The 12,280-nt window shown below is 72.1% G+C and carries 13 protein-coding genes; 6 read left to right on the top strand and 7 right to left on the bottom strand.

Annotated elements, in window-relative coordinates; translation table 11 throughout:
• Window positions 1-43 precede the first annotated feature (43 nt).
• A complete protein-coding gene (locus ACZ573_RS29780) occupies window positions 44-895 on the bottom strand; it encodes a LysR family transcriptional regulator (protein WP_471309906.1) in 852 nt (283 codons plus the stop codon).
• A 95-nt stretch (window positions 896-990) separates the two neighbouring features.
• Here ACZ573_RS29780 and ACZ573_RS29775 point away from each other — a divergent pair, with 95 nt between their 5' ends.
• Window positions 991-1,722, top strand: a complete 732-nt coding sequence (locus ACZ573_RS29775; RefSeq protein WP_471309904.1) for an SDR family NAD(P)-dependent oxidoreductase — start codon at window positions 991-993, stop codon at window positions 1,720-1,722.
• A 232-nt stretch (window positions 1,723-1,954) separates the two neighbouring features.
• Here ACZ573_RS29775 and ACZ573_RS29770 read toward each other — a convergent pair whose 3' ends face one another.
• A complete protein-coding gene (locus ACZ573_RS29770) occupies window positions 1,955-2,854 on the bottom strand; it encodes an NAD-dependent protein deacetylase (RefSeq protein ID WP_471309902.1) in 900 nt (299 codons plus the stop codon).
• A gap of 117 nt (window positions 2,855-2,971) precedes the next feature.
• A complete protein-coding gene (locus ACZ573_RS29765) occupies window positions 2,972-3,403 on the bottom strand; it encodes an ATP-binding protein (RefSeq protein ID WP_471309900.1) in 432 nt (143 codons plus the stop codon).
• A 530-nt stretch (window positions 3,404-3,933) separates the two neighbouring features.
• On the opposite strand from ACZ573_RS29765, the gene ACZ573_RS29760 reads away from it, so the two are divergent.
• Window positions 3,934-4,845, top strand: coding sequence for an isocitrate lyase/PEP mutase family protein (locus tag ACZ573_RS29760; protein ID WP_471309897.1), 912 nt, complete (start codon window positions 3,934-3,936; stop codon window positions 4,843-4,845).
• Window positions 4,846-4,880: 35 nt separating this feature from the next.
• On the opposite strand, the gene ACZ573_RS29755 is transcribed toward ACZ573_RS29760, so the two are convergent.
• Entirely contained in the window at window positions 4,881-5,855 is a 975-nt protein-coding gene (locus ACZ573_RS29755; protein WP_471309891.1) for a LysR family transcriptional regulator, read from the bottom strand.
• Between the two features lie 311 nt (window positions 5,856-6,166).
• On the opposite strand from ACZ573_RS29755, the gene ACZ573_RS29750 reads away from it, so the two are divergent.
• On the top strand, window positions 6,167-6,790 hold the full coding sequence (locus ACZ573_RS29750; RefSeq protein ID WP_471309889.1) for an NADPH-dependent F420 reductase: 624 nt from the start codon (window positions 6,167-6,169) through the stop codon (window positions 6,788-6,790).
• 122 nt (window positions 6,791-6,912) lie between these two features.
• Here ACZ573_RS29750 and ACZ573_RS29745 read toward each other — a convergent pair whose 3' ends face one another.
• Window positions 6,913-7,842, bottom strand: a complete 930-nt coding sequence (locus ACZ573_RS29745; RefSeq protein WP_471309885.1) for a helix-turn-helix transcriptional regulator — start codon at window positions 7,840-7,842, stop codon at window positions 6,913-6,915.
• Between the two features lie 56 nt (window positions 7,843-7,898).
• Here ACZ573_RS29745 and ACZ573_RS29740 point away from each other — a divergent pair, with 56 nt between their 5' ends.
• Together ACZ573_RS29740 and ACZ573_RS29735 are read left to right on the top strand one after the other, a co-directional pair.
• Complete coding sequence (locus ACZ573_RS29740; RefSeq protein WP_471309882.1) at window positions 7,899-8,366, top strand: hypothetical protein; 468 nt, start codon at window positions 7,899-7,901, stop codon at window positions 8,364-8,366.
• Complete coding sequence (locus ACZ573_RS29735) at window positions 8,363-8,965, top strand: NIPSNAP family protein (RefSeq protein WP_471309879.1); 603 nt, start codon at window positions 8,363-8,365, stop codon at window positions 8,963-8,965. The genes ACZ573_RS29740 and ACZ573_RS29735 overlap by 4 nt, the downstream gene beginning before the upstream one ends.
• A 179-nt stretch (window positions 8,966-9,144) precedes the next feature.
• Here the strand turns inward: ACZ573_RS29735 and ACZ573_RS29730 are convergent, their stop codons facing one another.
• Entirely contained in the window at window positions 9,145-9,813 is a 669-nt protein-coding gene (locus ACZ573_RS29730) for a glyoxalase (protein ID WP_471309877.1), read from the bottom strand.
• Window positions 9,814-10,245: 432 nt separating this feature from the next.
• Between ACZ573_RS29730 and ACZ573_RS29725 the strand changes: the two genes are divergently transcribed.
• Entirely contained in the window at window positions 10,246-10,587 is a 342-nt protein-coding gene (locus ACZ573_RS29725) for a hypothetical protein (RefSeq protein ID WP_471309875.1), read from the top strand.
• Window positions 10,588-11,057: 470 nt separating this feature from the next.
• On the opposite strand, the gene ACZ573_RS29720 is transcribed toward ACZ573_RS29725, so the two are convergent.
• The gene (locus ACZ573_RS29720; protein WP_471309872.1) at window positions 11,058-12,107 is read right to left on the bottom strand and encodes a PASTA domain-containing protein; all 1,050 of its coding nucleotides are present in this window, start codon (window positions 12,105-12,107) and stop codon (window positions 11,058-11,060) included.
• Between the last annotated feature and the right edge of the window lie 173 nt (window positions 12,108-12,280).

Below are 12,280 nucleotides of genomic sequence, written 5' to 3'. Positions count from 1 at the left end.
GAGCCGGGCCACGAAAGGTGGAACCTGGCCAGGCGTGTCGGAACTACTGGAGACGTGTCGCGGTCCGGACCAGGTCGGCGACGGCTCTGGACCGGCTGTGCGGTGGCCAGGCGATCACGGTGGTGACCTTCGGCGCGTCCAGCACGGGCACGGCGGAGAGGTCACCGGGCAGTTGGGCTCGGCACGAATCCGGTGAGACCGCGCAGGCCCGGCCGAGCGCGACGAGCTGCAACAACTGCGCGTGGTCGCGGACCTGCGGGCCGGGGCCGGGCGGGTAGGTGCCGTTGCGGTCGGGCCAGCGTGGCAGGGGCAGGCCCGGCAGCCCGGTGATGTCGGCCATGTGCACATGGGCCCGGACAGTGAGCGGATGCCCGGCCGGCAGGACCACGACCTGGCCCTCCGTGCTGAGTTCTTCGGTGTGGAACCCGGCCGTCGAGTCGAACGGACGGTGCAGCAGCGCCACGTCGGCCCGGCCCTCGCGCAGGAGCCGTTCCTGCTCGGCCGGGCCGCACAGGATGACGTCGACAGGGACCGCGCCGGGTTCGGCGGCGTACGCGTCGAGCAGTTTCGCCAGCAGTTCTCTGGCCGCGCTGGCTTTCGTCACCAGGACCAGGCCGGGTCGGCCGGTCGTGGAAAGGGCGGCGCGGCGGGTCCGGCGCTCGGCGGCGTCGACCGCGTCGAGGGCGGCCCGGCCCTCGGCCAGCAGCACCGAGCCGGCCTCGGTCAGGGCGACGGTGCGGCTGGTCCGATCCAGCAGTACCGCCCCGAGCCGGCGTTCGAGCTGCTGGATCGCCCGGGACAGAGGCGGTTGTGCGATCCCGAGCCGCTGCGCGGCGCGCCCGAAGTGCAGCTCTTCGGCGACAGCGACGAAGTAGCGCAGTTCCCGGGTCTCCATCCGGCCACGCTACCCCGGATCCATACCCTGACGGTATCGTCGCCCACCCGATCGGTCTTGGACCCCCGCCTGGTTCCGAGGGCAGCATGATCCCCATGAGTGAACGAACGATTGCGCTGGTCACCGGCGCGAACAAGGGAATCGGCTACGAGATCGCCGCGGGCCTGGGCGCCCTCGGCTGGAGCGTCGGCGTCGGCGCCCGCGACGATCAGCGCCGTAAGGCCGCGGTGGAGAGACTGCACGCGGCCGGCGTCGACGCGTTCGGCGTACCTCTGGACGTGACCGACGACGCGAGCGCGACCGCCGCCGCACGGCTGATCGAGGAACAGGCCGGGCGCCTCGACGTGCTCGTCAACAACGCCGGCATCGCCGGCGGCGCGCCGCAGGAGCCCACCCGCGTCGATCCCGCCACCATCCGGACGGTCGTGGAGACCAACGTGATCGGCGTCATCCGCGTCACCAACGCGATGATGCCGCTGCTACGCCGCTCTGCCTCACCGCGGATCGTGAACATGTCCAGCAGCGTCGGCTCCCTCACCCGCCAGTCAGGAACCGCTGCTCAGCAGACGGCGGGTCCGATCGCCGTGGCGTACGCGCCGTCGAAGACGTTCCTGAACGCCGTCACCCTCCAGTACGCCCGGGAGCTGGCCGGCACGAACATCCTGATCAATGCCGGCTGCCCCGGCTACGTCGCGACCGACCTCAACGGCTTCCGCGGCGTGCGCACCCCCGAACAGGGCGCGGCGATCGCCATCAAACTCGCGACCCTGCCCGACGACGGCCCGACCGGCCAGTTCTTCGCAGACACCGGCGAAGTGCCCTGGTGATGTGCACGGGGTCATCACCCGAAGGCCCCTTGCCGTCATCGAAGGCACCGTGATCCGGTCGTCGGTCGTGAAACTGCCCGGCGGCGGGGTGAATCTCGGCCTGGCCCCGGCCGCCCGCGCGGATCGAAGTCGGCCGGCGCCTCGCCGTTCGCGGGCCCATCGCCGGCGCCGTCCGCCCGCCACTGGCGAGCTTGCTGCCGATGCCGCTCGGCAGCGGTGCGTGCTCACGGCTTCAGTCCGCCGTCCGGCCGTCGACGGGGATGTTCAGTGCGGCGGAGACGGCGGTGAGGGTCGCCCCCAGGGGGAGCGCCACGCGGGTGAGGGCGTGGCGGTCGCCCCGGGTCGGGTCCCTGTTGACGATCAGTACGGGTTTTCCCGCCTGGGCTGCCTGGCGGACGAACCGGAGGCCGGACATCACCGTCAGCGAGGACCCCAGGACCAGGAGTGAGGTCGCCGCATCGACCAGTTCGCGGCAGCGCTCGACCCGGCGCGGGGGAACGGTTTCGCCGAAGAACACCACGTCCGGTTTGAGGATGCCGCCGCACTCCGCGCAGGGCATGACGCTGAAGTCTCCGACCTGTTCGTCGGTGAGGTCGGCGTCACCGTCCGGATTCAGCCGGGCGGCCACGGGCTCGAACCCCGCATTGGCTTCTTCCAGCCGCCGGGCGAGTTCCCGGCGCGTGCTGGAGGCGCCGCAGGAAAGGCAGACCACCGCGTTCAGACTTCCGTGGAGTTCCACCACGTCCTTGCTGCCGGCGGCTTGGTGCAGGCCGTCGACGTTCTGGGTGATCACCGCTGAGAGCAGGCCGTGCCGCCCGAACGCGGTCACGGCCCGGTGCCCGGCGTTGGGCCGGGCGCGGCCGAAGGTGCGCCAGCCCAGGTGACTGCGCGCCCAGTATCGGCGCCGCGCCTGGGGGCTCGTGGTGAATTCCTGGTAGGTCATCGGGGTGTGCCGACGCAGGCTTCCGCCTTCGCCCCGGTAGTCCGGGATGCCCGACTCCGTGGAAAGGCCCGCCCCGCTGAGCACCAGCACGCCGCCGGCCCTCAGCGCGTCGGCGACCGGCTCCGGATCCGTGGTGCCTGGCCGTAGGTCCTCGCTGGGGGTCCAGCTCAGGGTGGGACGCGTACGCATGCAGCCAGGGTACGGAACAGGCCCGGCGAAGGACGAGGGCCGGCGCGCGTCGCGCTCGGCGTGCACCGGACCAGCGACGTCGGCGGGGGGCTTGCTCCACCGCGCGGGAACGGGCCGTCACACGTCGGGGGATTCGACGGCGTGCGGGGCGGGTGTCACCCCGGGGTGGAAACAGGCGGTGATCGTCTTGCCGCCGTGGAAGGAATGGGCGTCCCAGGTATCGGCGAGGGCGTCGATGATGGCGAGTCCCCGACCGGAAGTGGCCTCGCCTGAGGGGTCGCGCGGGGCCGGCAGGTACGGGTCGCCGTCGGCGACGCTGACGTGCAGGCACCGGCCGTCCCAGGTGAGAACCAGCCCGGCACCGCTGTGGGCGTGGACGTGCGCGTTGGTGACGAGCTCCGACACCGTCAGCAGGACCGAGTGCGCCGTGTCGGGGGCGTCCCTCGTCCACTGCAGGGAGTCGAGGCGTTCCGCGGTCCACCGGCGGGCCTCGCGTACCCCTCGGTGTAGGGGGAAGGAAGTGGCCCACCCCTTGGCACGTATGGACACCGCGCTCACCTCGCTTGCGCTCTCGTGTGACGCCGGACCGGCCCGGGCGGGCCGGCACGCGGGACGCTTGTCAGGACCGGCTCGCCCGGTGCCGGGCACGGTGCCCGCCCCTGCGGTGGACGAGCAGCAGGGCCAACGCCATCGGCGCGATCAGCAGGACCATCGTCGTCATGGGAGCGTTCCTTCCCTCGTAGTCCGTTCCTCCTGCGCGTGTGGCCGCTATGACGCCTTTGAAACCCCGGTCCGTGCAGCCGGGCTCCGTCTCCCTCGACATCCCGTCACCGGTGGGCGGCTCGGTAGGGGAGCGCAGATGGCCTCCGGGAGAGGGAATCGGCGTGGGCGGCCGACGGGCAGGGCTGGGCGCGGGGGGCCGTAGGGTTCCGCCCCGTGCGCGTGCCCCGGCACCGCTGACCGACCCTGCTGCGCCCGCTCGCCGTGGCAGCCGCGTGCCTCGGCACGTTCCCTTCCCGCAGGGGCGGCCGGGGCGCGACAACCCCTCGAAGGCCAGGGTTCCCTGCGAAGATCAGGGTATGGACGCCGCCTCTGCCACCCCCGCCCCCTCCTCCGCTTCCGCTGATGCCAGGTACCGGCGGGCTGTTGCCTTCCGGGCCTTGCACGAGGGCTCCGGCCCGTTCGTCGTCGCCAACCCGTGGGACGCGGGCAGCGCCCGCATCCTGACCGGGTTCGGATTCCCGGCCCTCGCCACCACCGGCGCCGGCCTGGCCCACAGCCTCGGCCGCCCCGACGGCGCGGGCGCCCTCAATCGCGCAGAGGTCCTCGACAACGCCCGCAGCATCGTGGAGGCCACCCGTCTTCCCGTCACGGCCGACCTGGAAAGCGGCTTCGGCCCAACCCCTCAGGACGTCGCCGACACCATCCGGGCCGCCGCCGCGATCGGCCTGGTGGGCGCTTCGATCGAGGACTCCACCGGAGACCCGGAGGACCCCGTGCGCCCCCTACCCGAAGCTGTGGAGCGGGTGGCCGCAGCCGTCGAAGCCGCCGAACGGCTCGATTTCCCTTTCACCATCACCGCCCGTGCGGAGAACTTCTTCCACGACCGGCCCGACCTCGACGACACCATCGTCCGCCTGAAGGCGTATCAGGAAGCCGGCGCCCACGTCCTGTACGCACCGGCCCTGCCCGACGCCGACGCGATCCGCACCGTCTGTTCATCGCTGACCCGCCCGGTCAACGTCCTGATGGGCGGCGCCCTGAACCTGTCCGTCGCCGACCTCGGAGCCCTCGGGGTGCGCCGCATCAGCACCGGCTCGGCGCTGTCCCGGGCCGCTCTGGGTGCCCTGACGAGGGCAGCCCGCGAGATCACCGAGTCGGGCACCTTCGGCTTCGGCGCCGACGCCCTGCCCTACGCCGATGCCAACACTCTCCTCACCCCGCGAAAAGCCCCCTCTGATCACCCCGAGACCCCGGCTCCGAGACTCTGACCTCGAGACCCCGGCCTCGGCCCCGGTCCGCAGGTTCATGCGATCGGCCTCTTCCCGATGTATCCGTCACTGGCCGGGCCGGTTGGTGACGGCTGTTGAGAAGTGCCCGGTGGTGCGAACAGTGCCTGCACGGTTTCCGCGGCCAGGTCCCGCAGCCAGGTGTGGGCGCGGTCGTCGTCGTGGCGCTGGTGCCACAGCAGGTACAGGGGGACCTCGGGCAGCGGCAGTGGCGGCGACAGCGTGGCCAGGCCGAGCTGTTCCCGGGCCGTGCGGGTGACCGCGTCGGGGAGGGTGACGACCAGGTCGGTGTCGAGGGCGAGTTGCAGTGCGAAGGCGGCGGTGGGCACGGCGGCGGCGACGCGTCGTCCGAGGCCGCGCGTGGTCAAGGCGTCGTCGATCGGGTCACGCAGGCTTCCGCGCCGCGAGACGGTGAGGTGTCCGGCGGCCGCGTAGCGCTCGAGGCCCAGCGGCCCCTCGGTGAGCGGGTGGCCCGGTCGGACGGCGACGATCAGCCGGTCCCTCCCGACGAGGCGGTGGCGGATGTCGGGGAGCGTCGGAGCGCTGGAGCTCGATTCGAGGTCGACCTCACCCCGGCGCAGCTCGGCGTCGTCGGTCCCGGGCTCGGCGGACAGGCGGAGCCGCACGCCGGGGGCCTTGCGGTGGACGGCGGTGATCAGGGCCGTGCCGCAAGCGGCGGTCAGCGCGTCGTGCCAGCGCACCGTGAACACCCGGTCCAGGGCCGCCAGGTCGAGCTCCTGCTGCGCGGAGAGAAGGTGTTGGGCCTGCTGCACGAGGGCGTGTACCTGGGCGCGCATGGACAGCGCGCGGGTGGTGGGGACCATGCTGCGGCCGGTGCGGACCAGGATCTGATCACCGGTGGCCTTGCGGATGCGGCCCAGGGAGCGGCTCATCGCCGGTGGGGTGACGTGGAGGCGTGCTGCGGCGCCGGCGACGCTGCCCTCTTCCAGTAGGGCGTCCAGGGCCGTGAGCAGATTCAGATCCAGTTGCATGTCGGTAACTCTACAAGTGACAAGCATGCACTTGTTGTTAATGATCGGGCGGCCTACCTTCGAAGTGCGGGGGCGGGGCGAGAACACCGCCCCGCACCGACAGATTCGACAGACCCCCAGGACGCCGATGCGGCGTTCCTGTCCGACGTGACCGCCGCAGTGAAGGCCGCCGGCCTCACGCTCCGCGACCGCTACACCCCGCACCCCCGCGGCGTGAGCCTGGACGAGGTCGTCGGCGAGATCCACGCCAGCGACGACGCGGTCCTGGACGTGCTGCGGGAACCGCTGCTGCAGGCCCGGCCGGGGTCGCAGTGGGCCGAGGACGAGCTGGCGGGCGGCGCGCTCCCGCCCGGCGAGTGGTGGGTCGTCGACCCCGCCGAGGGCAACATCAACCACGTCCCCGGAACCCCGAAGCCACCGCCGCCCGCGCCAGTGGGCTCGCCCCGCGGATCGCTTTCGCCGACCTACGCACCACTGCCCGCACCACGGACATCGTGATCAACGCGCCGCCGGGCGACAGCTCTCTGGACCGCCTCACCGACCTGCGCACCGAACTCGCCGTCTCCAACGCAACCCGCGACGCCGCTGACGGCCTGCCCGGCGACCTCTGCTACCCCGACAGCAGTCTTGCCGAGAAGCTCCAGGCCGCCCTCCCCGACACTCATGTGGTCAAGACCCTCAACACCATGCTCTTCATGGTCATGACCGCCCCCAGAACCCTGTCCACCCCACCGACCGCCTATCTCTCGGGCGACGACGAACATGCGAAGAAGACCGTCACCGGCCTGCTCGGAGACCTGGGCTGGCAGCCCGAACGGTTCGAAGACCTCGGCGGCGTCACCACGGCCCGCGCCACCAAGGCCATGATCCTGATCGTGCCCCACATCCTGCGCCGACACGGCTTCAAACCCTTCGCCGTGTCCCTCGCCCGCTGACCCACCAAGGGCCGGGGTCAGACCGAAGTCAGGTGGGGCCGGCGCATCCCGATGTCGCTCGTGGTCCCATCGCCGCGACGGTCATACGGGCCCTCCCGGTCGGGAGAACCCTCTGCCCAGGTTCAACCCTGGTAGCGGGTAGCCAGAGTTCGTACGGTCTCGGTGATGCGGTCGCGCAGTTCGGCCGGTGCCACGACCTCGACGTCGGCGCCCAGGCGCAGGAACTCCCCGTGGGCGTGGTCGATCGACTCGATGGGCACCCGGGCCTCCGACCATCCGTCACCCGTGGGTGTCACGCCGAGGCGGCGGGCGCCCTCCGGGGTGAGCCGCACCAGGGCCTCCCCGGTGTGCAGCCGGGCTCGGAAGCCGGCCAGATGACCGTTCCAGTGCCCGGCCAGGTCGAATCCGTCCGGAACGACGAACTGCTCCTCCAGCGGCCGGACTCCGAGGATCTGGTCGACCCGGTAGGTGCGGATCCCGGACGGCCCGCCCGCGACCGAGTACCAGCGGCCGGCCTTGAGTACGAGCCCGTACGGCTCCACCCGCCGCTCGATCTCCTCCGGCGCCCGCCAGCGCCGGTACCTCAGTACCACCGCACGCCGCGCCCACACCGCGGCGGCGACCGAGGCCAGGTGAGGCGTACGGTCGGCGTCGCCGTACCAGCCGGGGGCGTCGAGAAGGAAGCATTTCTGGATCCGTCCGGCGTGCTCGCGCAGCCCGGTCGGAAGGGCGGCCCGCAGCTTGAGCTGGGCGGTGGCGAGCGCCCCGCCGAGGCCGAGCTCGGCGGCGGCGCCGGGGAGTGCGGCGAGGAACGCGGCCTGCGCCTCGTCCGGGGTCAGTCCGGTGAGCCGGGTCCGGTAGCCGTCGACCAGCTGGTAGCCGCCCGCGTGTCCGGCCGCGCCGTACAGCGGGATACCGGCGGCGCCGAGCGCCTCGACGTCCCGGTAGACCGTGCGGACGGAGACCTCCAGCTCCTCGGCCAGCTGCTGGGCCGTCATCCGGCCCCGGTTCTGGAGCAGGAGAAGCAGGGTGACCAGCCGGCTCGCGCGCATGCCGCCCAGTATCCACTGACAGCGGATGTCAGGGGAGTGCCCCTAGCGTGCGGCGCATGGACGACTTCGACTTCTTGCACGGCTCCTGGGACGTGGCCAACCGCCGCCTCACCGCACCGCTCGGCTCAGGTCCGGCCACCTGGGTGGAGTTCCCCGGTCACGCGGTGGTCCGGCCGCTGTTCGGCGGTGCCGGCAACATCGACGAGATCACCTTCCCCACGCTCGGCCGCCAGGGCGTGACCCTGCGGCTCTTCGACCACGGGACGGGGCGCTGGTCGATCCACTGGTCCGACAGCCGGACAGGCCGTCTTGATCCGCCGGTGGTCGGCGGCTTCACGGGCGACCGCGGGGACTTCCACGGCGAGGACACCTACGACGGCCGCCCGATCAGGGTGCACTTCACCTGGTATCGCCTCGGCTCGGACACCGCTCGCTGGGAGCAGGAGTTCTCCTGCGACGACGGCCGCACCTGGGAGCTCAACTGGACCATGGACCTCACCCGCACCGGGAGCGCCGGCGCATGAGCATCGTCGAACTCCGGCAGTACACGCTCCACCCCGGAGCCCGCGAAACGCTGATCGAGCTGTTCGAGCGCGAGTTCGTGACCGGCCAGCAGTCGGTCGGCATCACCGTCGGGGGCCGGTTCCGCGACCTGGACGACCCGGACCGCTTCGTCTGGCTGCGCGCGTTCCCCGACATGACGCGCCGCCGGCGCTCGCTGGAGGCCTTCTACACCGGCCCGGTCTGGCGGGAGCACCGCGACGCGGCCAACGCCACCATGATCGACAGCGACGACGTCCTGCTGCTGCGCGGCCCGGGCTTCACACCGGAGCCGGGTACCCGTGAGGTGATCGCGACCGTCTGCCATCCGTCCGACGCCGCCGCCTTCGACTCCTACGCCGCCCGGCACCTGGGCGCAGGCCATGCGCTGCACCGCACCGAGCACGCCGAGAACGACTACCCTCTCCTGCCCGTCCGCACCGGGGAGGACGTCCGGGTCTGGTTCGGCCCGCCGGAGTCGCCACCCTGGCCGGCCCGGCGGCTGCGGCTGGAACCCGTGACGGCTCAGCCCCGTGCCGCTGCTGCCCGAGGGCGATCGCCTCGGCGGCCGGCCATCCGGTGAGGCGGGGCTGCTTGGAACCTCGCCCTCCAGATTTCGGAGACCGCCGATCGCGGGAGTCCGGCAGCTGCGGTTTCGAACAGTTCGCGCCGGTTCTCCGGCCCCTCCGTCAGGTTGCTGCCGAAGATCTGCTCAACATGTCATGGCAGGTCATGAAGCACTGCCATGATCTCCTCGACCCGTCAGAACGGCATGGGGGCGAGCGACGCGGCAGCCTCCCAGGCGAACCCGTCCGGGTCGGTGAAGGCGTCGGCGGTGCCGCCGAGGACGATGCGGTGCGAGCCGGTGCCGTCGGCGGGGACGCCGAGATCCTTGGCAAGGGCACGGCGCTTGTACAGCGCCAGCTTGACGGGGCTGGCGGCCTGGCCGGGGGCGAACTCGGCGTACTTGCCACCGAAGCTCTTGGCCACGGTCAGGCCCCGGCCGACGTAGAACTGCTTGGTGGCCTTCACGTCCTCGACGCCGATCAGCAGGACGACCTCGTCGATCTCGCGGGTGGCGGGGCCGGTGTCCTTCTTGGCCGAGGTCGCGATCTTCCAGATCGTCCCGTCCGGAGCCTGGACGACGCCGCTGTAGCCCCACAACGACTTCGCGGCGGGCTTGAGCACGGTGGCGCCGGCGTCCACGCCGGCGCCGACGAAGCTGTCGACGGTGGCCGGCCCGGCCACCGTGAGCGCCAGGGTGAAGCCGCGGAATCCGGTGGAGCGCGCATCGGACGCCCGCAGGCGTAGGTACGTGTCCACGCCGAAGGCGGTGTAGAAGCGGCGGGCGGCCTCGGGGTCGGTCACCTCCAGGGTGACGGACGCGAGGGACGTGTGGGCTGCGGTGGAAGCGGTGGTTGCCATGACCATCACGCTAGGGGCTGGGCGGCGGCCGGGGCTTCTCGATTCCTGACCGGTCTTGAGACGTGCTTCGCCACGCACGCAAGCACCCCCTCCACCTCGATCGCCGACCCCGCATCGCGGGCCGTACCCGCGACATCGGCAAGGTCGGCCGCGCGCCCGCCCGCCCGCATCCGCCGCCTGGCGCCGGACGGCAATCCGGCCCTGGGTGACCCCGGCCTTCGCCGGCGCGACGGATGGCCGCGAGCGACGGCTGCCGCAGCTGACGCGGCGGGTACGCCACGCCCTCGACGGACAGTCGTTCGGCTGCTCGCTTGGTGTGCGAGCCCGGGCTCCGGCAACCGGTGCTGTCTCGTACTTGCCGACGTCTGAGTACGCGGTCACCCGGATCTGAGTAGCCCAGCGGCTGTGCGGCGCCGGCCACCCGCGTTGGATGAGGGCATGAACGCATCCGCTCCCGTCTCCGCCCGCCCGGTGCAGTCCCCTTCGCCGACAGACCGTACCCGGCTGTGGGCCGCCGTGGCCGCCTTCCTGTTCGTGCCGGCGGCCGTGGCGACCGGCATCCTGACGCTGGCCTCGGAGCATGCCTCCCGGTGCCTGACGTATGGCGAGCAGTGCGCCCCGGGACTGCCCGGCTGGCTGTTCGAGTGGGGAGCCGGCCTCGGTGCGGTGGCGCTCCTCGTCGCACTGGCCGCGCCGGCCGTGCGGGTGCGCAAGGCCGCGCTCGCTGTCCAGCTCTTCGCCGAGGCCACCGCGCTGGTGGTCATCCTCAGCCATGCGTGATCCGGACGGAGCCGGGGGAGCGCACCCGCCCCGCTCGCGCTCCGGCCCGGGCATGCCGTCCTTCACGGAGTGGCACGTTCAAGACGGCCGGTTCGGACGCCAGAGGGCCGCCCTCCTGCGCGGTGCGTGCGCGTGCGGCTGGCGCGGGCCGCGTGGCTGCCGCCGACCGCGGATGCGCTGTGCCGGTACGGGGCGGAGTGGACCGCGACCAAGCTCCGTTGGGGGCCTTGCGGTGGATGAGCTGGAACGCGACTGGCCGCTGGACATCGCGGCCGGCTGCGGCGGCACCGGAGTGGAGTTCACCCCGGCCCCGTAGGCCGCAAGGGCGTGCTGAGAGCAGTGGCCGGTTCACGCCCTGCCGTGGCGGCGGCCTCGCGGCCGGATCCCGCCGGGACGGTGACCACGGGCCGCCTGACGGCATGAGGAATCCTGCTACCGCAGACTCACCACGATGACGTCTGATTCATGTCTCAGCACCAGCGGGTGTGGCGGCACGCGTTCCAGCCGTGGCCGTTGGAATGGTTCGAGTCGCCCGAGTCTTCGGGGAGGCCGTCGGGGAAGGTGCTGTTGCGGTCGTGGTCGCCGGGATAGGGGTCGCGGTAGTCGGGGTCGCCGTCGTCGTCGCGGTCGGGGAGCATCGCCGAGGTGCTGGTTCCGCGCTGGGATTCTGGGCAGCCGTTGGCGGGAGAAGACAGGGAGAGCGTCACGTCCGTGTTGCTGCGGACCGGTTCGCCGGCGGCCGGGTCGTGGGCGCACACGCGCCACGCGTCGTACTTTCCCTCCTCGGGCAGTGTGTCGTTGACGTAGGCCGCCCGGGCCCGGACGTGCTCGGCGGGCACCCCGAGGGCGACGACCTCCGTGCGTGCCTGCGGCCAGGTCTTCCACACCAAGTCGGGCAGGGTGGGCAGGGGAAGGGGGCCGCCGTCCTGGGCCGGGCACGGATCGCCCCGGTGTACCGCGCCGAGCTCGACCGTGGGGTGCGCATCGATCCCGGTCCCTGCCTCCTTCTGGAAGCAGACCGTCCACAGTCCCCGGGAGCTGAACTTGATGGTTTCGTCCCCGTCGGACGCGTCGTGGAAGATGACCCTGGCACCGGTCTTGGTGATCCTGCTGTACGCGACTTCCAGGCTCTGGCCCCGAAAGTCCTGCAGCGGCTTTCTCGACACCACGGGTGCAGCGGACACGGAGGGGGCGGCCACGGCGGGCGTGCCTTGCACGGCTGCCGGATGGTCCTGTGGCCCGTTCTTCGCAGGAGCCGGGGCGACCGCGCCCAGCAGCGCCCCGGCGGCGATCGTCGCCACCACCTTGCCCTGCTTCGGCCACGGATTCTCCAGCCACAGTGCGACCAGGGCGCCTATCAGCGCGACCAGGCCCAGCCCGGGCGCGATCAGCCCGCAGACGGGCACGGCGGCGATGAACCCGATGCGGGCCGGATTCGTCCGCCACCACCCCGTCGGGGACGAGTTCTGCGGTGGGTGTGGGGGCTTCGACAGCTGGGGGGCGGGGAGTGGGCCAGACAAGAGGATGCCCTTCGTGCTCACGTGATGGTGTGCACGCATCGTACGGACGTGGCGATCGGATGCTCCGGCCACCCCCGGAACCATCCCTGACCTGGGCAACCGGCCCGCACCGCGGGCCCGGTCCGGTGGCAGCGCGAGGCACGCAGAAGCGCCTTGCGGGATGAGCCAGGCGG

This window comes from Streptomyces sp. NPDC040545 (assembly GCF_055595065.1).
The sequence above is the reverse complement of the archived record's forward strand: the minus strand, read 5'-3'. Positions and strand labels throughout refer to the sequence as shown.

Bases quoted from the DNA above. Each gene is read 5' to 3' on its own strand.
- ACZ573_RS29780 (WP_471309906.1), bottom strand. From the start codon at position 895: ATGGAGACCCGGGAACTGCGCTACTTCGTCGCTGTCGCCGAAGAGCTG.
- ACZ573_RS29775 (WP_471309904.1), top strand. From the start codon at position 991: ATGAGTGAACGAACGATTGCGCTGGTCACCGGCGCGAACAAGGGAATC.
- ACZ573_RS29770 (WP_471309902.1), bottom strand. From the start codon at position 2,854: ATGCGTACGCGTCCCACCCTGAGCTGGACCCCCAGCGAGGACCTACGG.
- ACZ573_RS29760 (WP_471309897.1), top strand. From the start codon at position 3,934: ATGGACGCCGCCTCTGCCACCCCCGCCCCCTCCTCCGCTTCCGCTGAT.
- ACZ573_RS29755 (WP_471309891.1), bottom strand. From the start codon at position 5,855: ATGCAACTGGATCTGAATCTGCTCACGGCCCTGGACGCCCTACTGGAA.
- ACZ573_RS29745 (WP_471309885.1), bottom strand. From the start codon at position 7,842: ATGCGCGCGAGCCGGCTGGTCACCCTGCTTCTCCTGCTCCAGAACCGG.
- ACZ573_RS29740 (WP_471309882.1), top strand. From the start codon at position 7,899: ATGGACGACTTCGACTTCTTGCACGGCTCCTGGGACGTGGCCAACCGC.
- ACZ573_RS29735 (WP_471309879.1), top strand. From the start codon at position 8,363: ATGAGCATCGTCGAACTCCGGCAGTACACGCTCCACCCCGGAGCCCGC.
- ACZ573_RS29730 (WP_471309877.1), bottom strand. From the start codon at position 9,813: ATGGTCATGGCAACCACCGCTTCCACCGCAGCCCACACGTCCCTCGCG.
- ACZ573_RS29725 (WP_471309875.1), top strand. From the start codon at position 10,246: ATGAACGCATCCGCTCCCGTCTCCGCCCGCCCGGTGCAGTCCCCTTCG.